Here is a 19,723-nt window from a genome sequence, read left to right as displayed (position 1 = left end):
CGGAAATGCCGACCTGACCCAGCCGACACGGCGCTGCCATAGTGATCGATGGTTCAGCCCCGTGGCCGGACCTGCGGCAGCGCGGCCTCGAGCGACCGTTCGAACGCGTCGACCAAAGCGTCGACCTGAGTCTCGGTAATGATCAGCGGCGGACAGAAAGCGATCGCATCGCCCATGTTGCGCGAGATCACGCCGTTGTGCTGCATGAACCCATTGACCAGCGCACCGAGAGCCGCAGGCTTGCCCCATGGCGCCTTGCTCGCCTTGTCGGCGACCAGCTCGACGGCGGCGATCAGGCCGACGCCACGCACCTCGCCCACCAGTGGATGGGAACCGAGCTTGCGCAGCCTGGCCTGCAAATGCGCGCCGACCGTGCGCGCATTGCCGACAAGGTCGCGCTCCTCGATCAGCTTGAGGTTTTCCAGCGCGACGGCCGCGGCGACAGGATGACCGCCGCCGGTGAAGCCGTGGCCGAAGGTGCCGATGCGATCGCTCTCGTCGGCGATCGGTTCGAAAACCTTGTCGTTGATCAGCAGCGCCGAGATCGGCAGGTAGGACGACGAGATCTGCTTGGACAACACCATGATGTCGGGCTTGATGCCGAAGGTCTGCGAACCGAACATCTCGCCGGTGCGGCCGAAGCCGCAGATGACCTCGTCGGCCACTAAAAGAATGTCGTATTTCGACAGCACCGCCTGGATTTTTTCCCAATAGCCGGCGGGCGGAACGACGACGCCGCCGGCGCCCATGATCGGCTCGCCGATAAAGGCGGCGATGGTTTCCGGCCCCTCTGCGAGGATCAGTTTTTCCAGGTCGTCGGCCAGACGGCTGGAAAACTGCTCCTCGCTTTCCCCGGGCTCGGCATCGCGCCAGTGGTGCGGCGTCGAGGTGTGCAGGATATTGGCGATCGGCAGGTCGAAGGACAGATGATTGTTCGGCAGCCCGGTCAGGCTTGCGGACGCGATGGTGACGCCATGATAGCCACGCTTGCGGCTGATGATCTTCTTGCGCGCCGGCCGGCCGAGCGCGTTCGACCGGTACCAGATCATCTTGATCGCCGTGTCGTTGGCCTCGGAGCCCGAATTGGTGAAATAGGCCTTGCTCATCGGCACCGGCGCCATCTGCACCAGCTTTTCGGCCAGATCGATCAACGGCGAATGCGCCTTCGAGCCGAAATCGTGATAGAAGGGCAGCTTCGACATCTGCCGCGTGGCCGCCTCGACCAGTCGCTTTTCCGAGAAGCCGACGGCAACGCTCCACAGGCCGGCCATCGCCTCGATATAGCGGTTCCCGGCAATGTCCTCGACATAGATGCCGTCGCCCTTTTCGATGACCAGCGGTCCCGTTTCCTGATGCTTGCGGGCATTGGTGTAGGCGTGCATGTGGTAGCGGATGTCGCGGGCTTCAGGGGAATTCGGTCTGGCGTCCATGATGGCTCCTGTCTGCGAGTGTAGGACCATCTCGCTGGTCGAGAAGTCCGAAATTTGCCCTCGTGTCTGAGCTGTGATGCATCATCGCACGTTCAAGCCGCAAGAGCCGCCCTGTCAGGATCGATAGCGCCATGGGAACCTGGCGCATGGTCGGTCTCGCAAGCCGCGGCGGGCACATGATTGCCCTACAGCAATGGACAACAGCCAGATGATCCTTGAGAAAGGGCTGTGAGGTGCCGCTCGCGCAACCGAATGGACTGGGCATGGAACGGGTTGACTGCGTGATTGCCGGTGCCGGCGTGGTGGGCCTCGCGATCGCGCGCGGCCTTGCCGCGCAAGGTTTCGACGCGCTGATCCTCGAAGCGGCGGATGCCATCGGCACCGAGACGAGCTCGCGCAACTCGGAAGTGATCCATGCCGGCATCTATTATCCGCAAGGCTCGCTCAAGGCGCGGCTCTGCGTGGCCGGACGCGAGATGCTCTATCGCTACTGCGCCGAGCGCTCGATCCCGCACCGGCGCTGCGGCAAGCTGATCGTCGCGACCGATGACGCGCAGGAGCCGGTGCTTGCCAACATTCGAGCCAATGCCGAGGCCTGCGGCCTCGGTGACTTGCGTTTCCTCTCCGCCGCCAAGGCTCACACGCTGGAGCCGGCGCTGCATTGCACCGCTGCCCTGCTTTCGCCCTCCACCGGCATCATCGACAGCCACGCGCTGATGCTAGCCCTGCTCGGCGATGCCGAGGAAGGCGGTGCGATGCTGTCGCTCAACACCCGCATCGTGTCGGGCCGGATCGAAGCCAACCGCATCGTTCTCCACACGACCAGCACGGGAAGCGGCGAAGATTTCGAGATCGCCACATCGCGGCTCGTGAACGCGGCGGGCCTCGGCGCTGTCGCGCTTGCCGGCTCGATCACAGGATTCGATCGCCGGTTCCTGCCCGGGCTTCGCTACGCCAAAGGCAACTATTTTTCAGTGGCGACGCGAGCGCCCTTCTCGCACCTCATCTATCCCGTGCCGGAGCCCGGCGGGCTCGGCGTCCATCTGACGCTCGACCTTGCCGGCACGGCGCGCTTTGGGCCTGACGTCGAATGGACCGATGCGCTCGACTACCGCGTCGACCCAACACGCGGCACCCGCTTCTATGCTGAAATCCGCAAATACTGGCCGGAACTGGCCGACGGCAGCCTGCAGCCGGCCTATAGCGGTATCAGGCCAAAGCTTTCCGGACCCGGCGAAGCCAACAGCGATTTCGTCATCCAGGATACCGGAACGCATGGCATCTCGGGCCTGGTCAATCTGTTTGGCATCGAAAGCCCCGGGCTGACCTCGAGCCTGGCCATCGCCGAGCATGTGACGCGCATCTTGCTGGAGCATCGCTAAGGGACATCGGAGCTCGAGCGAAAGCATGACGCTGAGAAGCGGGGTCCGGCCTGCGGACCACCCCGATCGGACCGGCCACAGCAAACAATGTCCTTGCGGGCTTCGCGGCTGCTGACCATAGTTCGGGTATGAAACCAAATGTCCCAGTTAGCTTCCGCAGCACGAAATGAGTTCCGCGAAAGACGCCCTCGTTGTCGTCGAGAGCCGCCCTGGCGAGAAGGTGGGGCTGGTCGAAATCAATCGTCCCGAAGTGCGCAATGCGCTCAACCTCGAAGTGCGGGAGAAGCTGGCCGCCGCCGTGGCAGGCTTTTCCGAGGACACGGAAATCCGCTCGATCGTCATTGCTGGGCGCGGCGGCAACTTCGCTGCAGGAGCCGACATAAAAGCGTTTGAAAAGCTCGGCTCGGCCGACATGCTTCTGCAGCGCACCCATCGCTACTGGGACGCGATTGCCAGGTGCCCGAAGCCGGTCATTGCCGCGGTCGAAGGCTTCGCGCTGGGCGGCGGGTGCGAGCTTGCCATGCACGCCGACATCATCGTCGCCGCACGGACAGCCACTTTTGGTCAGCCTGAAGTCAAGCTCGGCTTGATGCCGGGCGCCGGCGGCACCCAGCGCCTGCTCAGGGCAATCGGCAAATACAAGACGCTGATGCTCCTTCTCACCGGCGACATGTTTTCGGCCGAGGATGCCGAGCGTGCCGGCTTGGTCAGCACCCTGACGGATGAGGGCCAGGCCTTGCAGCATGCGCTGCAAATCGCTGAGAGGATCGGCCGTCTTCCGCCGCTGGCCGTCGAGCAGATCAAGGAGGCGGTCGTCAACGGCGAAGACGCTCCGTTGGAAACCGCCTTGAGGCTGGAACGCAAAGCCTTCCAGCTGCTTTTCGATACCGCGGACAAACGGGAGGGCATTGCCGCCTTCCTGGAGAAGCGCGGACCCTCGTTCAAGGGGCGCTGACTTGGCAGGCGCGGGAGGGGAGCCCACCAGTCGGATCGGGAAAGCCGGTGTCGTAGGCGCCGGGGTGATGGGTTCCGGCATAGCGGAGGTCCTGGCGGCGGCAGGCATCGATGTGATGATGGTCGATGATGCCCCCGGAAAGGCGGCGGCGGCCATCGAGCAAATCGCGTCGCGTCAGCGCGCCAGGGCAGCCGCCGGCAAAGTCAGCTCGGACGTGGTCGAGAAGCTGCTCGCCCATATCGAACCTGCCGAAACACTTGGGCGACTGGCAGGCGCCGATCTGGTGGTGGAAGCTATTGTCGAACGTCTCGAGCCCAAACGTCAGCTCATCGAGGCGCTGGAGACAATCGTCAGGCCGGACGCCATCATCGCGACCAACACCTCTTCGCTGTCCGTCACGGCGATCGCTTCCGCGGCCAAGCGACCTGAGCGGATTGCCGGCTACCATTTCTTCAATCCCGTGCCCGTGATGAAACTGGTCGAGGTCATCTCAGGAGCTCACACGGCGCCTGAGGTCGAGCACACGCTGGTCGAGCTTGCAGCCCGCTTCGGCCACCGGCCCGTCGTCGCCAGCGACACGCCCGGCTTTATCGTCAATCACGCCGGCCGTGCCTTCGGCACCGAGGCCCTGGCCATGCTGCGGGAGGGCGTGGCCTCGATCGCCGAGATCGATGCGATCCTGCGCGACGCCGCCGGCTTCAGGATGGGCCCCTTCGAATTGATGGACCTCACCGGGCTCGATGTCTCCCACCCGGTGATGGAGGGTGTCTACAACCAGTTCTATCAGGATCCGCGCTACCGCCCTTCCGTCATCGCGGCGCAGCGTGTGGCGGCGGGCCTGCTTGGGCGCAAGACCGGACGCGGCTTCTATGCCTACGACGGCAACCGGCAAGCCGTTCCGCCCGCATCGACACAGCCGGCGGAGACCGCCGGGATTCCGGACCGTGTCACCGTCTTGGCCGACAATGACACCGGCGAAATGCAAAAACTGGTCGCGTCGGCCGGCGCCACTGTTTGCGGCCGCCAGGATCAGGCGCTAGGGCGAGACGGCCTCATCCTCGTAGGGTTGGAAGGGCACGACGTCGCCGGCGCCGCGATGCGTCTTGGCCTCTTACCTTCACTATGCGTCGGGTTCGATCCCTATTTCGGCCTGGACCGTCACGTCACGCTCGTCGCGTCGGCGGCGACGTCCGACAAGGCCAGGAGCGCCGCCCGCGCGCTTGTCAAAAGCGCCGGCCGCAAGGCCACTCTGGTGAGCGATAGTTGCGGCGCGGTCTGCCAGCGCGTCGTCGCGATGATCGTCAATATCGGCTGCGAGATCGTCGAGCAAAAGATTGCATCGGCGGCGGATGTCGACGCCGCCGTGCGGCTGGGGCTCGGCTATCCCCACGGACCGCTGGAGTGGGGCAACAAGCTCGGCCCTGCCCGCATTCTGCGCATGCTGGATACGATCCATGACCGCACCCGGGATCCTCGCTACCGCGCAAGTCTTTGGCTGCGACGGCGCGCCGAATTGGGACTTGCGCTGGGAGAATAGGCTGGCCGGAAGGAGACGATTTGGCCCAAACGGTTTGAGCAGTTCAGCACTCCCGCGCTGAACTGCCCGTGCCAGGCGCCTTGCATCAGCCCGAAATGTAGGAGCGATCAAATCCGGCTGTTTTGATCAGTCCCGGAAGATCGTGCAACTCGACGACGCCGTACCGGAATGAGGCCAGGGCGGTCTGACGCAACGTTTTCAACACGCGACTTACATGCACAGCCGAAAGTCCCAATGCATCGGCCAGTTCGCCCTGGGTCAGCGGGCATTCGAAGCGGGCCGGATAGCTCGTTGCCGATCGATGTGAGCGGCAGGCCAGTTCGAGAAGGAAATGGGCCGTGCGCTCAACGGCACCCCTTCTGCTGACGCTTGCCAGGTGTTCCGCAACCCTTGAATATCGATCCGCCTCAGCCCGCAGGATTGCTTCGCAGATGGACTGCGGATAACGCGCAGAACATGTACGGACGGGGCCGGCCAGCTCGATCGCGATAACGTCCGAGAGGGCCGTCACCGTATCGCCCGCTTTTCCGGCGAACTCGATCACCGCAATTTCGCGAGGAAGCGCAAAATCGACGATGAGACGTGAGCCATTCGGCAATGTCTTCGCAAATGCCGCCCAGCCGGCGATCATAATCAGAATAGAGGATTTGGTGTGGTATTCGCCTGCAATAGTCGCGTTGGCCGCATAGGCGCGGCGCACGGCTCCTGGCAGTACAGAGATTCCCCTTTCCCAGCTTGCGTCAGCAAGCGTGGGTCCTTTCACCAATCCAACTTGCTTCGATAAGTTCATTTCCCCGAATCGCCCAAGCCCATGATCCACCCCCCCGGGTCAACCTGAAGCTGCAACTATCGACTAGGCAAAAAGTTCCATCTGTCACCCTATCCGAATTGCAGCGCAGTCTACCACCTTTTGGTACAACCCTACACCCTTGGTATATTAAAGTCGCTCAGGCAGCACAGCTTTGGCTTGCAGCGCACGATGACTTCGGAACAACAGCTCGTGCCGCACCGATGCCAAGCAGCATGCCGCGGCGTGCCCGCATGCCGTCGAAATGCAGGCCCCACCGCACCGATCCCGCATACTGCGCCCGACAGTATCGTCTGGACCATCGCAAAGCCCCGGCGGGAGGCCGAGAGTCTCGTCATTACGCGCGACGCTGCGGATGCAGCGAAAAGTTGAACCGCGCTGTCGGTCCGGACAGGCTGCCCGGGGACCTGCCGCCGCAAAACCGATCCTTGTGTTCGAACCTTGTTGTCAGGGGCTCCCACCCGACGATGAGGCAAAATTGCGCCCTGCCGATTGCGTTGACGCCGGAGCCGCGGATTCGGGTCGCGGACCGGGCGGTTGCAGCTCTTGCCAAGGCGGCCCTGGAATATATCGCGTCTCGTTTTCTGGATTGTCCGTCGCGCCGACCGCGACGGTTTGCACCATTGCTCCGGCCTCCGGCTTCCGGCGCGAACGCCTGACGCTGTAGGTCTGTCGCCGCTCCTCGGCGACTTCCAGGCCGTCTATTGCCGACGCGACCAATGCGAGGCGGTCCTCGATTTGCTTCATACGCCTCCAGGTGGAAAGCAAGGCCAATGAAACGAGGACGCAATAGGCGAGAAGAGCGGCGACCGCTCCCGCCCAATTCTCGATACCCAACAATAGCAACATGACAGTGCCGACAACGACGGCAAGGGTCCCGTAGCCCAGCTGCCGGCCCTTAAGAAGAAGCATCAGCGGCAGGGTTGCCGCCAGCAGAAGAATGACCCCGGGACCGTCGAGCACCCAACCTGCAAAACTCGGAACGACTTCGCTATAAGTGTCCATGTCAACCTCAGAACTGCCGAGGCCGGCCGCTTCTCTCATCGTCAGGAGCATCCTTGACGATCGTAGCGTTGTAGTGGACCTCCCTGAAGGGCGAGAGGAAGGTGTCTCGGCGACTTCTTAAAGCTCGGAGAGGCATACGGGGTAGACCAGATCGACCTTTAGCCGAGTTACTACTCAATAATGGTAATGGCGGCGATGTCCGCGAAGCTGATATGTTTCTGCCTTACCGGTGACGCGATCGGTGAGTGGGCGCAGAAGAGCGATTTGGACATGTCGGCGGGACACCAACCCTTACGATTCATGCGTTTGAGAGCGCATAACAGCTAGCTGCCCGACCCATTTTGAAATGAACGCCATTCAGCCGACGCTGAAGGGCTGGGAGTTGTGCTGTCGATCGTGAGGATTCGGGAAATGGCCAATCCAACTGATAATCCGAGGATGATTCGGGAATTCCTGCCCCTCGACGTCAGGGAAGTCTTCGATTTCTTTCTTCGTCGGTGGAAGCTGGTGTGCGGAATTGCCGTCATCACTTTCACACTGTTTATGGCTGCCGCATATATTCTTCCGACAACATACACCGGCGTCTCTCAGATATTGCTTGACGCTCCGATCGACTATATGACTCCACAGGATTACTCCAATTCTGATTTTTCTGACAATCCAACGTTCATTGAAAGTCAGATCGCTGTCTTGAGGTCTGCGTCACTTCTTCAGCAGGTCGTCGACAGCCAAAAGCTGGCGGAAGACCCCAAGATAGGACCGGGGGCATTGATATGGCTCCAGAACGCGCTGGGAGTTTCGCGCGTCGGGCTTGGCAACGTCATTGAGCTTGATGTAGGCGCCTACGATCCGGAAAAAGCGGCATCGCTCGCGAACGCGATTGCCCAGGCCTATGTGGCAGATCGAATAAGGTCCCGTTACGAAGGGGTCCAGAAGGCCTCCTCGTGGCTCAGCGATCGGGCCGCCTATCTGCGAGCGGAGCTCAGCCGTTCGGAGCAAGCTGTCCAGAAGTTTCGGATCGATCACAATTTAGTGGCGACGCAGGCGGGCAGTTTGACTGACCAGCAGCTGTCCGAGTTGAACGTCGCCCTAATCAACGCGCGCGCCGAGTTGTCCGAGAAACGTTCGCAATATCAGCAAGTTAGCAAGGTACAGGCTGCCGGAGGTGACATCCAGTCGATTCCGGACGTGCTGCAGTCGGTGGTGATTAACGCGCTCAGGGCTCAGCTCTCCGGAGTGACCCGGCGGGAAGCCGACCTCAAATTGAAGTATGGCGAGCGGCATCCCGAGGTCTTGTCCGCTCAGGCCGAGCGCCGCGACATCGAGGGACAGATCGCCGCCGAAGTCCAGCGCCTGATCGGCAATCTGAAGAACGAGGTCGACGCGGCCGAAGCTCGGGAGGCTTCTCTGGCTCGCGCCCTGGACTCGGTATCCAACCGCTCCGAAATCGAAGGTCAGGTTGGCGTCCAGTTACGCGATCTGGAGAGGATCGCGGCCGCGAACAAGGAACTCTTTGAGACTTTCCTGTCGCGCGCCAAGCTCACCGAGGAGAAATCCACCCTCCTCAACAGCGGCGTGCGTGTAATCACCGATGCCAGCGTTCCTGGCGCGCCAAGCTTTCCAAACAGGCCTCTTTTTGCGGCTTTGGGTGTGGTTTTCGGCATCTTCTTCGGGGGCGCCGGCGCCGTCCTGCGTGAACTCTTCGCTTCCGGCTTCATGGCAAAGAAGCAGATCGAGGAAGAATTGGCAGTTCCGGTTCTTGCGTCGATGCCAAGGATGTCGGGCTGGTCGAAAGACGTCCATGCTCAGCCTGTGGCCTATCTCGAGCGCAAACCGCTCTCCAGGTACAGCGAAGCGGTGCGGCGGCTTCGCCTCGGCATCCAGGCCACGCCGGAACTGGACCGTTCGCCGCGCCTGGTGCTCGTGACATCGGCGATGCCCGGCGAAGGCAAGACAACGCTGGCATTGAGCCTGGCTTGCTCGGCGGCTGCCGACGGCGAACGGGTTCTGGTCATCGACGCGGACTTGCGCCTTTCGGCCGCCACGGCCTTCTTCGGCATGGCTGACAAGGTCGGATTGGTCGATCTCCTGACCTTGCCGGTGAAGGCCGCAAACGCAATCCATCTGGACGAACGCTCGGGCATATCCATGCTGCCCGCAGGAGCAAGAACCCGCAACCCGCCTGCCCTTCTTGCTTCGGCGCGAATGCGCTCGCTGCTTGAGGAAGTTCGGGGAAAATTCGACACGGTGATCATTGACGCACCACCCGTCGGACCCGCGGCCGATGCCTCGATCCTGGCCAGGCATGTCGACAAGGTCGTCTTCGTCGTGAGGTGGCGGGAAACCTCGCGCGAGGCCGTTGCCGAAGGAATTCGACATCTTGGCGATCGGTCCAAGCTTGCCGGCATTGCCCTCACGATGGTGGACGAACCAAAGCTGCCCAGATACGGCCGTTACACGTCGCTCGAAAGCAGTGTCTCGGACAGTTACTACCTCAATTAGGGAAGAGACAGTATTGCGTCATGCTGCACACTAACTTCTGCAACAACGGTTTTCCTGACTCGGCGGAGAAAAGTCGCGGCGGCGAAGCTGCGCGCTGGTGCGTGGTCCAGACGCACCAGCATTCCGAGAGCCTTGCCGAGCGGCACCTGCTGTCGCAGAACTTCCGGACCTATCTGCCCAAGCGCAGGCGAACCGTCCGGCACGCCCGCAGGGTCAGGACCGTCTCCAGCGCGTATTTCGACTGCTATCTGTTCGTCTCCCTGGCTGTCCATCAGCAGAGCTGGTACCCGATCAACTCGACCGTGGGCGTCCGAAAGCTCGTCATGAGCAAGGGCATGCCGGTACCGGCGCCTTATGGGGTGGTTGAATCCTTGATATCGGCAACCGATGAGGACGGGATTTTGCACCCGGACATCCTGTTGAGGCCGGGCCAGAAAATCAGGATCATAGACGGGCCATTTTCGGACCAGCTCGGGATTCTTGATCATGTCGGAAGCGCCGGAGCGGTCAGAATTCTTCTCGACATCATGAACCGGTCTACTCCTATCACTATTGATAGGGACAAGTTGTCGATAGTGTCTTGAAACTACTCGGTGAGTTTTTACTCACCGCTTTCGTTACACAGATGCCGAAATACTCGGCAGGGAGTGATGAGTTGGCACCCAATTCACCCTCGGTGCGGTAGCCTGCGAAGGTGACGTCAGAACCTGCGGGCCGGCACTGAGACGATTGGTCGTTCGACATCCCAGGAACACCAGCCCACCGAGGGGCTTGGACCTACCGCACGCCAGTTCCACGACGTTTCCGGCGACGACGAGCGAGTGACGCTCGCCCGCGACCAATCACGAGAAATCTCTTGCAAACACCACGCAAGTCCAAATCGGCAGCCTTCCCTCCGGCCGGGGCCGGAGACCTTCGGGATCGTCTGCAGCCGCAGCAGTATCGCCGCTGGGCTACGGAGGCCAAGGCGGAGATCGTGGCGGAAACGTTGGCGCCGGGAGCGAATGTTTCAGCGTCGGCGAAGACTGTTGGCGCGGGCGCATTGGGCAGCCACTCAGGTGCAGCGCCGTATCAAACTGACGGAGGCGCTCCTTTCAGGCCGATCGAAACGGCGCCGGCACTGCCGATTGCCAGCGAACTGTTTCGAGCACTCAATGAAGCTGGCGTGAGGTACGGAATTATTCAGGATCTCGCGTCCGTGCATGACGGATTTGCCGGACGGGATGATCTGGATGTGCTTTTGGACAAGCATGACTACCCGCTCTTCTGCTCCATCGTCTGTCAATTGCACGGCCGGCGCGGCGTGAGCCTCTCCTGCTACGACAATGTCTGTGCCGGCAGAGAAGACTGGTTCCTGCCTGACTTCACGCATGGCCGCTATCTCCATCTCGATATGCATATCGGTGCCCGCGTCGGCCGGGAATTTCGCAAGCGCTATCCGGCTTTCGATTATGCGGCGATCACGCGATGGGAGGCGATTTGCGTCGACGGAGTATCGGTTCCGGTGGTCTCTCCCGAAGACGAGCTTCGAATAGCGATTGCCCGCTTCGCCTTCCGCGCCTCGGCGCTTCCGTGGAGGCAATGGATCGCCCTCGACGAGGAGCACTTTGCGCGCCTGCCATCCACGTCCGACGAGCACGGCTTGCAGGTCGTCGACTGCACGTTTGACGGCGCAAGAACGGTGCGCTGCAGGTTCCTGCGAAGCGCCGACGGCTTGGCCGCCCACCGCGGAGATCTGGCCAGACTGCGGCGTTCGATCCGCGAAATGTGTGGTTACACGGGACGCTTCGCAATCGCCGACGCCGCGGTGCATCTGGCACGCAAGACCTGCTATCTCGCCCTGAGATCCCTCCACCGCTTGCTGCCGGGGCGCTTTCCACCAAAGAGACGGCCCGCAGCTGGTGGATTCGTGGTGGCCTTGATAGGTCCCGATGGCATGGGCAAGAGCACTCAGGCTGACCGGCTGAGGCAGATATTCGGGTGGAAATTCGGGTGTGCCCAAGTCTATGTCGGAACTGGCGATGGCAATGGATGGCGGCTTCGCAAGGCATTGCAGACCGTCGTCTCTCCCCATAGACGGCGCCTGAAGTCCCTGGCCCAGAACGATGGCAGCGATTCCTCCGGCCGGGCTTGGTCGAAGGGAGGACTTGTCGCTGCCGCGTTGGCGTTTTGGGCGGTTTTGATCGCTTTTGAGCGATACGCTGTGGTGAAACGCGCACATCGATGGTCGACGCGCGGCATGATCGTCATTTGTGACCGGTGGCCGCAGGCGCTCGGCAGGGGATATCTGGACGGGCCGACCATTCCCGCTCGCCTGTTCTCCGTCCCAGGCCTGTCAGTTCTCGCCCGGCTTGAGCAGCGACTCTACGAGAAGATGGCGGAACGCCGCCCACACCTCGTTTTGCACCTCGTTTCAGACTTTGCGGTCTCCGAACAGCGAAAGCCCGGGGACATCAGGAAAGAAGCGTTCGACGCGCGGCTATCGCTGATGGCGGAACTGCGGGCGAAGGACAAGGATATCCGGACCGTTGACGCCAGCGCCGGCATAGAGGCCGTCGGCCAAGAGTTGTTCAGGCATATTTGGCTGTCTCTCTGAGAGGCAAATCGGGCGGTCCAACCGCCCCGCATCATCCCCGACGTGCAGCTTTTACGCGATCGCGCCGAACGACGGGCGAGCCCGGCCCGTGCCCCGAAACCCGCGGAAGGCGCCCCGCGACACTCCCGCTCGATCCCCTCGATCTCTCGCCGCTCCCGGATTTCATGTCCCTGAGGTACAAGCAAATGAAGATCGTTCATGTGATCACCAGACTGCTTCGAGCCGGCTCCGAGGAGAACACGTTGGCTTGCTGTCTCGCTCAGGCGCGGCACGGCCATGAAGTGCTGTTGGTTCACGGCGCGGAATACGACCCGAGGTTACGGGCATCCCTTGCCGGAGCCCTTCGACTGGTGACGCTGGAAAAACTCATCAATCCGATCTCGCCGTCCCGCGACGTTTCCGCCTTCAGGCAACTCACCCGCCTTATGCGTGATTGGCGGCCCGACATCGTGCACACGCATCAAAGCAAAGCCGGCATTGTCGGCCGCCTCGCCGCCAAGGAGGCCAATGTCCCCGGCATCATACATGGCGTCCACATCTTGCCTTTCGTGCATGTCGGCCGCGGGCAGAGGCTGATGTTCCTGGCCGCCGAACGCCTGGCCGCGAAGTTCACGCGCGCTTTCATCGATGTCAGTCAGGCTATGCGCGACATCTGCATCGCCAATCATCTGGGCAGCCCCGATCAGCACCATGTCGTCCATTCCGGCTTCGACCTGGCACGCTTCGCGAACGCGAGGTGGCCGCAAGATCCGCATCTGCTCCTGGGGACGGCTGCCGGGGAGCCAAAGCCGCCGGTGGTCCTGATGTTGGCCGCGCTGGAACCGAGAAAACGCCACGTCGAGTTCATTGAGGCATTCGGCAAAGTCGTTGACCGAGTTCCAAACGTGCGACTGCTCCTCGCCGGTGACGGACCGGCGCGTTCGGACGTTGAATCGGCGATTGAACGATCCCCATTCGCAAACAACATTCGCATGATCGGCTACCATAGCGAGCCCGAACGACTGATCAGCCTGGCGGACGTGTGCGTGCTGACCTCGATGCGAGAGGGATTGCCTCGCGTCATGATGCAGTATCTGGCCGGCGGTCGAGCCAGCGTGGTCTCGCATTTGCCCGGCGTGGAAGAGGTTGTTCGCCATGGCGTGAACGGAATTGTGACCCCGGCCGAGGATGTGGGCGCCGCGGCGGCGGCTGTCGCCGGTCTTCTCGAGAACCAGCAGCACCGCACTCAACTGGCCGACGGCGCGAAACGCACCGACCTGTCGTCCTGGGGGCTGGACGCCATGTGCGAAAGCGTAGAGCAGATTTATCAATCCGTGCTGGAGCCCGCCACTTCGGCCGCGAGGCCAAACGAGGCGAGAATTCGCGACCGCCTCGCCGGGCAAACCTTCGGGCTGCACGGATTTTGATCAGCCTTTGCTGCTCCGATGGAGTTCGCAATGCAGGCTTACTTCTCGAACCATAGGAAGAACCTCGTGTCACGCTCCCGCCGGCGAATGTCGGCGGGCCCCGATGGCAGCAGGCTAGACAACCGGAGTACCGACGATGCGTATGCGTGTTGACCAGCAATTTCCTTCCAAGCCTCTGCGCATGAAGGACTGGTGCCGACGGCTAATTTCCAACTTCGAACCCGCGGTCGGCAGCATGCTCGCAATGATCGGTGGGCTTGCCGTTGCCATTGTACTGCTCACCGCAAGTGCCTCCCGCGCGGATGGATACACCTTCGACACCGGTGACATCCTGCGTGTGTCCGTGATCGGCGAACAATCCTATCCGCTGGAGGTCGTTGTCGATGATCGGGGCTCGATCTCACTGCCAATGTTGGGTGATATCAAAGCGCGCGGCCTGACCACCGTTGCCCTCTCGCAGGCCATCCAGCAAGCATTTCAGCAGCAGAAGCTGATCCTCCAGCCGTTCGTGAAAGTGGAGATCGGACAATACCGGCCATTTTTTATCTCCGGAACGGTGGCCCACCCCGGATCCTATCCGTTTCAACCCGGAATAACGGTTCGCCATGCACTCGCTATAGCAGGCGGGTTTCGCGCCAGCGCTGTGGGCAACACGGAGCCCGCCCTGGAAATAGCTGATCTGCGAAGCGCGCGCTCAAACCTGGCGCTTGAAGAATATCGCCTGAAGGTCCGTCTTGCCCGGCTCCAGGCGGAAAGTCGACTGGAAAAGTCCTTCGTCGCTCCTCCCGATTCGCCCGTCGAGTTTGGCGGGCAATTGATTGACGGCATCATCGCGTCCGAACAGCAGCAGCTGGACGCCCGCCTTGCCGCGTATCGGGATGACGTTTCCTACCTGGAGGCCTCGCTGGATCGGGCGAAGAAGGAAGCGGCCATGCTAGCCGCGGCCAGGGAAGAACGTGAAAAGACCGCGAACATCCAACTGCAAGAACTGCAGTCTGCCCGGTCTCTGCGGGAAAAGGGTTTGATAACGAACTCGAATGTGTTGACGGCGGAACGAGCACATACCAGCTATCGGGCTGAACTGGCGCAGACGGAATTGCAGCAGGAACAGGCGCAGCAGGCGATGCTGAACGCTGAAAGCGAGCTGCGAAAGAAGCACCAAAGTCACGAAATGGAATTGATCGGCCAGACCCAGGACGCGCAAGTTGAGCTCGGAAAAATCCAAAGTCAAATCAGATACGTGGCCGACAAGCTTCTCTTTATCTTCACTTACGGCGAACAGAGAACCTTCGACGACCTGCAGGGCTCGGTGAGGATTTCCATCTTCAGGCGCGACCAGAAGATCGCCCACGACATCGTCGCCGATCAAAACACGGAAGTGAGAGCCGGCGACGTCATCGAGGTTTCCGTCGTGGCCAACAAGGGGTTCTACGCTCCGGACTCTGGTATCTCTCCCAAAGTGCAAAATCCGGCCGTCCAGCGCAGCATGGTCGGCCAATAGAGCAGCAGATATCTTCGGAATTTTGACGTGATCTTTGGCACAGCATTGACGGCCTTTGGAGCGCGTCCCCGCCGGGCGAATTTCCATGCCAAGACGAAGCAGCGGCCGCCAAAGCGCCCCCGCACAACTGCGCGCCGCAAGAAGTCGAGCAAGGCCCCGCGCCGCCGCCTCATCGTCCGTCTTCCCGCTGCAATCCTGCTCCTCCTCGCCGCCGCGCTTGCGGGTGCGGAGTTTCTGCCACGCTTTGTTGATCTCGCCAGGGTTTCGCAGACGCGACCCTGGACGGACCTCGTGGCTGGCTGGCGCTATTTTTACGACCTGCAGGCCCTGCTGGCCGGTCCGGGCGCCCTCCAGGTTTTCGTGGCGGTCGCGGCCCTTGGTCTCCTCATGGCAGCCGTCCGCAGCGCAAGGCGGAGACGAAGAAGCGACTTGCCCGGCGCATTCGCGAACGCCGGCGCCCCGTCCCCGACCAAGGAACCGGCGCCCGGCTCCGAACTGGCCAGTGCGTTGCGTTCCTGCAAGGCAGCCTTCGCGGGCGTTGCGGTTTTCAGCGGCGTGAGCAACATCCTCATGCTGACCGGCGCAATGTTCATGTTAGAGGTCTACGACAGGGTGCTGCCGAGCCGCAGCGTCCCCACTCTGATAGCCATGGCAATACTGGCCGGCGTTCTGTTTGCCGGGCAGGCGGTAATCGACCTCGTGCGCGGCCGCATCATGAACCGGATCGGCGCTGAGCTGGACGAAGCGGTCGGGGGACGCGTATTCACCGCCGTTTCGAAATTGCCCCTGTACATCGGCCAGCAGGGAGATGGATTGCAGCCGCAACGCGATCTCGACAACATCCGTACTTTTCTGTCGAGTGCCGGGCCTGGCACCCTGTTCGATCTTCCCTGGCTGCCCTTCTATCTGGCGATCATCTGGAGCCTTCATCCGACCCTCGGGACAACCGCCGCTTGCGGCGCGTTGGTGCTGGTGACGCTGACGGTCGCGACGGAGATCCTCACACGCAGACCGATGGGCGCCGCGGTTCTAAGCAGCGTGAGGCGCAACAGCTTGGCCGAGGCCAGCCGGCGCAACGCGGAGGTGCTTCAGGCGATGGGCATGGGCAGGCGCCTGCACGACCACTGGCGCGAAGCGAGCCGCGAGCATCTTGCGCTGCAACAGCGTGTCAGCGACATCGTTGGCGGTTTCGGCAGTTTCGCTCGTGCGTTGCGACTGATGCTTCAGTCGGCGATGCTGGGTGTGGGCGCCTGGCTTGTGATCGAGGGCGAGGCGACCTCCGGGATCATCATCGCCGGCTCCATCCTTGTAGGCCGTGCGCTGGCGCCCGTCGATCTTGCCATCGCCCATTGGCGCAACTTCGTCGGGGCGCGACAGAGCTGGAGCAGGCTGAGCAAATTGCTCGCCCGGTTGCCGCAGGATGCTCAACCGATGGCGCTTCCGGTGCCCGGGTCGAAGTTGACGGTGGAGCGCATCGCGATCGGTGCGCCGGGCGCACAGCGCATCATCGTGCAAGGTGTGGAATTCAGCCTGGACGCCGGCTCGGTGCTCGGCATCATAGGACCAAGCGGTTCCGGCAAATCGAGTCTGGTTCGAGGGCTGGTCGGCGCATGGCGACCGCTGGCCGGCCGTATCAAGCTGGACGGCGCCGCTCTCGACCAGTGGTCGTCGGAGCGGCTGGGCCGCTACATAGGCTACCTTCCGCAAGACGTCGAACTGTTCGCGGGAACGGTTGCCGACAATATCGCGCGCTTCGATCCCGGGCCGGACCCGCAGGCCATTGTCGCAGCCGCCCGCGCCGCGGGCGTCCACGAGCTCATCATCGGTCTCCCCAATGGCTACGAGACGCAGATCGGAGAGGGCGGAACCGCGCTTTCAGCCGGCCAGCGTCAGCGCATTGCGCTGGCGCGCGCGCTGTATGGCGATCCGTTCCTGGTGGTCCTCGACGAACCCAACTCCAATCTCGATGCCGAAGGTGAAATGGCGCTTGCCGCGGCCATCCTCGCAATCAAGGCCCGCGGCGGCATCTTAGCGATCGTGGCGCATCGGCCGAACATTCTCAGCACAGTGGATTTCCTGCTCGTGATGAAAGAAGGCCAGACGCAGATGTTCGGCACCAGGGAAAGCGTTCTGTCGACACTCTTGCCCGCGCCACAGACCGTGACCGCAGGCCTGCAGCCGGTTTTCAAGCTCACTCCGACACCGCGTTGATGGCTGACCCGGATTGGAAATGGGGAAATGACAGCTGCCCTTTCGAACGTGTCGCTTTTGAACCGACGGTCGATCCGTCGCAATCTGCTGGGTGGCACGACCATCGTCGCATTGCTCGTCGGCGGAATGGGAGTCTGGGCCGGGACGGTGGATGTTTCGGGAGCGGTGATTTCGCACGGCACGGTGGTCGTCGACAGCAGCGAAAAGAAGGTTCAACACCCGACCGGCGGTGTGGTCGGCAAGATTTTTGTGCGCGACGGCGACCGCGTCAGGGCCGGAGACGTTCTGGTCCAGCTCAGCGACACCGTTCCGCGTGCCAGCCTGGCCTACGTGACGAAGAACCTGGATGAGCTCTATGCGCGAAAATCCCGGCTCGAGGCCGAGCGTGACGGCAGCGAGCGCATCACGCTTGCTCCGATGCTTGTCGCGAGAATGAACGACCCTGAGATAGCTGCCACGGTGGCGAGCGAACAGCGGCTGTTCGAGCTTCGTCGAACCGAGGTGTCTGGCAACAAGGCGCGCCTGCGCGAACGCATCGAGCAGTTCGGGAAGCAGATCGAAGGCTATTCGGCGCAGGAATCGGCAAAGACGAAGGAGATCAAGCTGATCAACGACGAGCTCGTCGACATACGCAGTCTTGTCGAAATGAAACTCACCCTCAAATCGAAGCTGACCGAATATGAACGTGAGGCGACGCGCATCGAGGGTGAACGGGCGCAACTTGTGTCGAGCATTGCGCAGGCAAAGGGAGCGATCGCCGAAATCGAGCTGCAGATCCTGCAGCTGGACAAGGAGTTTTCCAGCGAGACCGGGAGCGATCTGCGCGATGTCGAGGCCAAGATCGCCGAGTTCGAGGAGCGCAAGGTCGCCGCCGAGGACCAGCTGTCGCGCATCGATATTCGCGCCCCCGCCAGCGGCACGGTCCATCAATCGGCAGTCCATACCGTTGGCGGCGTGATCGGCGCGGGGGATCCGATCATGCTGATCGTGCCCGACACCGATGCTCTCGCGGTCGAGGTAAAAGCCGCACCCCAGGACATCGATCAGCTCTCGATCGGTCAGCGCGCGCTTCTTCGCTTCACGGCCTTCAACGTCCATACCACGCCCGAAACGGAAGGTATGGTCTCCATGATCGCGGCAGACGTGACGCGCGATCAGCATACCAACGAAATCTACTACACGGTGCGCATCACCCCCGACCCCCAGGAGCTGAAGAAGCTTGGAGCGCTCTCGCTGGCGCCCGGCATGCCGGTGGAAGCGTTCGTACGGACTGGCGACCGCAAGGTGCTCTCATACCTGATGAAGCCTTTGACGGACCAGATGATGCGTGCCTTCAGAGACCAGTAGCAGCGCGTTGTCGTGCGCATCCGTGCATCCTGGTTGACCTTTAGCGATAGGGGCTTGTCATGACGACAGCAGAGTTGAAACCTCCGATTTTTCTGATTGGCAACTACCGGTCGGGCACCACCATCACGCAGAAATTGATCGGGCTGCACCCGGATGTCGTCACCTGGTACGAGCCAAAAACATTGTGGCTCTATGCCGATCCGGCGCGGCGGCATGACGAATTTGTCAAAGCCGACGCCAGCGAGAAGGTCGTGCGCTACATTCGCAACCGGTTCCTCGACTATCAGCTGCGGAACGGCAACCGGCAAATCATGGAAAATACGCCCGCCAATGTCTTGCGCGTGCCATTTATCCACCAGATATTCCCAGAAGCTATATTTCTATATATTACAAGGAATCCGTTCTCCTATATAAGCTCCATGGAACTTAAGTGGCAGCGCGCAAAAAGTTTCAAAGGTCTTCTGCGACTATTGAAAGAAACGCCGGCCACACAAGTCCATTACTACGTGGGAGACGTCGTAAAGCAGATAGTCGCCAAGAGGATACTACACAGAAAATACACGTCGATCTACGGACCGCGCTACAAGGGAATAGATCGGGATTTGCAGGAGCATCAAAAATTGACAGTGATCGCGCGCCAGTGGGCGCGCGGCAATCGAATGGCCCGAGAGGATCTCGCCAGGCTGGGCGAAGGCCGCGTGCTGTCGTTTCGCTATGAGGATCTGATACAGGATCCCGAGTTGGTCTTGCGCCGTATCTATGAACATTGCGGGCTGCATTGCTCTGACGACATCCTTCGCGTGGCGAAGGAGATGATCGATCCCGGCCGCCAGCAGAAGTGGCTGCGCCTGGATGCGAACGAACTGGCGGCGATCATCCCCGAGGTGCGGGATGAGATGGGATTCTACCGCTACGAGATCCCCCCGTCCCTTCTCGTCGGGCATGGCTCGCGGCCCACGCGGGCGCCGTTGGCGTTTCAGCATGGCCATCCGAATATCCCCTCCCCCCGCTGAGCGGTTCCGGGGAGATGCATGGCCGCCCTT

14 protein-coding genes are annotated in these 19,723 nt (G+C 61.7%); 11 read left to right on the top strand and 3 right to left on the bottom strand.

Features of this window, described 5'->3' with window-relative positions:
- Positions 1 to 53: 53 nt before the first annotated feature.
- Positions 54 to 1,430, bottom strand: a complete 1,377-nt coding sequence (locus A9K71_RS06595) for an aspartate aminotransferase family protein (protein WP_066992081.1) — start codon at positions 1,428 to 1,430, stop codon at positions 54 to 56.
- A gap of 263 nt (positions 1,431 to 1,693) precedes the next feature.
- Between A9K71_RS06595 and A9K71_RS06590 the strand changes: the two genes are divergently transcribed.
- The 3 genes from A9K71_RS06590 to A9K71_RS06580 all read left to right on the top strand — a co-directional run bounded on the left by A9K71_RS06590 (position 1,694) and on the right by A9K71_RS06580 (position 5,304).
- Positions 1,694 to 2,812, top strand: a complete 1,119-nt coding sequence (locus A9K71_RS06590; protein WP_066992078.1) for an NAD(P)/FAD-dependent oxidoreductase — start codon at positions 1,694 to 1,696, stop codon at positions 2,810 to 2,812.
- 166 nt (positions 2,813 to 2,978) lie between these two features.
- The gene (locus A9K71_RS06585) at positions 2,979 to 3,767 is read left to right on the top strand and encodes an enoyl-CoA hydratase-related protein (protein WP_066992077.1); all 789 of its coding nucleotides are present in this window, start codon (positions 2,979 to 2,981) and stop codon (positions 3,765 to 3,767) included.
- A 1-nt stretch (position 3,768) separates the two neighbouring features.
- Positions 3,769 to 5,304 carry a 3-hydroxyacyl-CoA dehydrogenase gene (locus A9K71_RS06580; protein ID WP_066992074.1) on the top strand — a complete coding sequence of 512 codons (1,536 nt, stop codon included), beginning with the start codon at positions 3,769 to 3,771 and terminating at the stop codon, positions 5,302 to 5,304.
- Between the two features lie 85 nt (positions 5,305 to 5,389).
- On the opposite strand, the gene A9K71_RS06575 is transcribed toward A9K71_RS06580, so the two are convergent.
- Both A9K71_RS06575 and A9K71_RS06570 read right to left on the bottom strand, forming a co-directional pair.
- Positions 5,390 to 6,004 carry a Crp/Fnr family transcriptional regulator gene (locus A9K71_RS06575; protein ID WP_066992071.1) on the bottom strand — a complete coding sequence of 205 codons (615 nt, stop codon included), beginning with the start codon at positions 6,002 to 6,004 and terminating at the stop codon, positions 5,390 to 5,392.
- Between the two features lie 555 nt (positions 6,005 to 6,559).
- Entirely contained in the window at positions 6,560 to 7,117 is a 558-nt protein-coding gene (locus tag A9K71_RS06570) for a hypothetical protein (protein WP_156752601.1), read from the bottom strand.
- 411 nt (positions 7,118 to 7,528) lie between these two features.
- Here A9K71_RS06570 and A9K71_RS06565 point away from each other — a divergent pair, with 411 nt between their 5' ends.
- The 8 genes from A9K71_RS06565 (at position 7,529) to A9K71_RS06530 (ending at position 19,693) form a co-directional block, all read left to right on the top strand.
- On the top strand, positions 7,529 to 9,619 hold the full coding sequence (locus tag A9K71_RS06565) for a polysaccharide biosynthesis tyrosine autokinase (protein WP_066992066.1): 2,091 nt from the start codon (positions 7,529 to 7,531) through the stop codon (positions 9,617 to 9,619).
- A 20-nt stretch (positions 9,620 to 9,639) separates the two neighbouring features.
- Entirely contained in the window at positions 9,640 to 10,203 is a 564-nt protein-coding gene (locus A9K71_RS06560; RefSeq protein ID WP_066992063.1) for a transcription termination/antitermination NusG family protein, read from the top strand.
- A 272-nt stretch (positions 10,204 to 10,475) separates the two neighbouring features.
- Positions 10,476 to 12,215, top strand: coding sequence for a hypothetical protein (locus A9K71_RS06555; protein ID WP_245299544.1), 1,740 nt, complete (start codon positions 10,476 to 10,478; stop codon positions 12,213 to 12,215).
- Positions 12,216 to 12,400: 185 nt separating this feature from the next.
- Positions 12,401 to 13,621: a glycosyltransferase gene (locus tag A9K71_RS06550; RefSeq protein WP_082980373.1), complete on the top strand. Its 1,221-nt coding sequence runs from the start codon at positions 12,401 to 12,403 to the stop codon at positions 13,619 to 13,621.
- Between the two features lie 136 nt (positions 13,622 to 13,757).
- Positions 13,758 to 15,122 (top strand): polysaccharide biosynthesis/export family protein, encoded by a 1,365-nt coding sequence (locus A9K71_RS06545; protein WP_245299543.1) that lies wholly within the window; start codon positions 13,758 to 13,760, stop codon positions 15,120 to 15,122.
- 27 nt (positions 15,123 to 15,149) lie between these two features.
- Complete coding sequence (locus A9K71_RS06540) at positions 15,150 to 17,333, top strand: type I secretion system permease/ATPase (RefSeq protein ID WP_245299542.1); 2,184 nt, start codon at positions 15,150 to 15,152, stop codon at positions 17,331 to 17,333.
- 27 nt (positions 17,334 to 17,360) lie between these two features.
- The gene (locus A9K71_RS06535; protein WP_066992059.1) at positions 17,361 to 18,680 is read left to right on the top strand and encodes an HlyD family type I secretion periplasmic adaptor subunit; all 1,320 of its coding nucleotides are present in this window, start codon (positions 17,361 to 17,363) and stop codon (positions 18,678 to 18,680) included.
- A gap of 59 nt (positions 18,681 to 18,739) precedes the next feature.
- Complete coding sequence (locus tag A9K71_RS06530) at positions 18,740 to 19,693, top strand: sulfotransferase (RefSeq protein ID WP_082954065.1); 954 nt, start codon at positions 18,740 to 18,742, stop codon at positions 19,691 to 19,693.
- Positions 19,694 to 19,723 lie beyond the last annotated feature (30 nt).

Source organism: Mesorhizobium sp. WSM3873 (genome assembly GCF_001672445.1).
Lineage (GTDB): Bacteria > Pseudomonadota > Alphaproteobacteria > Rhizobiales > Rhizobiaceae > Mesorhizobium.
Note: the sequence above shows the minus strand (reverse complement) of the source record. Positions and strands in the feature narration are given on the sequence as shown.

Excerpts from the sequence above, each read along its gene's own strand:
- A9K71_RS06585 (WP_066992077.1), top strand. The coding sequence starts at position 2,979 with ATGAGTTCCGCGAAAGACGCCCTCGTTGTCGTCGAGAGCCGCCCTGGC.
- A9K71_RS06595 (WP_066992081.1), bottom strand. The coding sequence starts at position 1,430 with ATGGACGCCAGACCGAATTCCCCTGAAGCCCGCGACATCCGCTACCAC.
- A9K71_RS06570 (WP_156752601.1), bottom strand. The coding sequence starts at position 7,117 with ATGGACACTTATAGCGAAGTCGTTCCGAGTTTTGCAGGTTGGGTGCTC.
- A9K71_RS06565 (WP_066992066.1), top strand. The coding sequence starts at position 7,529 with ATGGCCAATCCAACTGATAATCCGAGGATGATTCGGGAATTCCTGCCC.
- A9K71_RS06535 (WP_066992059.1), top strand. The coding sequence starts at position 17,361 with ATGACAGCTGCCCTTTCGAACGTGTCGCTTTTGAACCGACGGTCGATC.
- A9K71_RS06560 (WP_066992063.1), top strand. The coding sequence starts at position 9,640 with ATGCTGCACACTAACTTCTGCAACAACGGTTTTCCTGACTCGGCGGAG.
- A9K71_RS06590 (WP_066992078.1), top strand. The coding sequence starts at position 1,694 with ATGGAACGGGTTGACTGCGTGATTGCCGGTGCCGGCGTGGTGGGCCTC.
- A9K71_RS06550 (WP_082980373.1), top strand. The coding sequence starts at position 12,401 with ATGAAGATCGTTCATGTGATCACCAGACTGCTTCGAGCCGGCTCCGAG.
- A9K71_RS06545 (WP_245299543.1), top strand. The coding sequence starts at position 13,758 with ATGCGTATGCGTGTTGACCAGCAATTTCCTTCCAAGCCTCTGCGCATG.
- A9K71_RS06530 (WP_082954065.1), top strand. The coding sequence starts at position 18,740 with ATGACGACAGCAGAGTTGAAACCTCCGATTTTTCTGATTGGCAACTAC.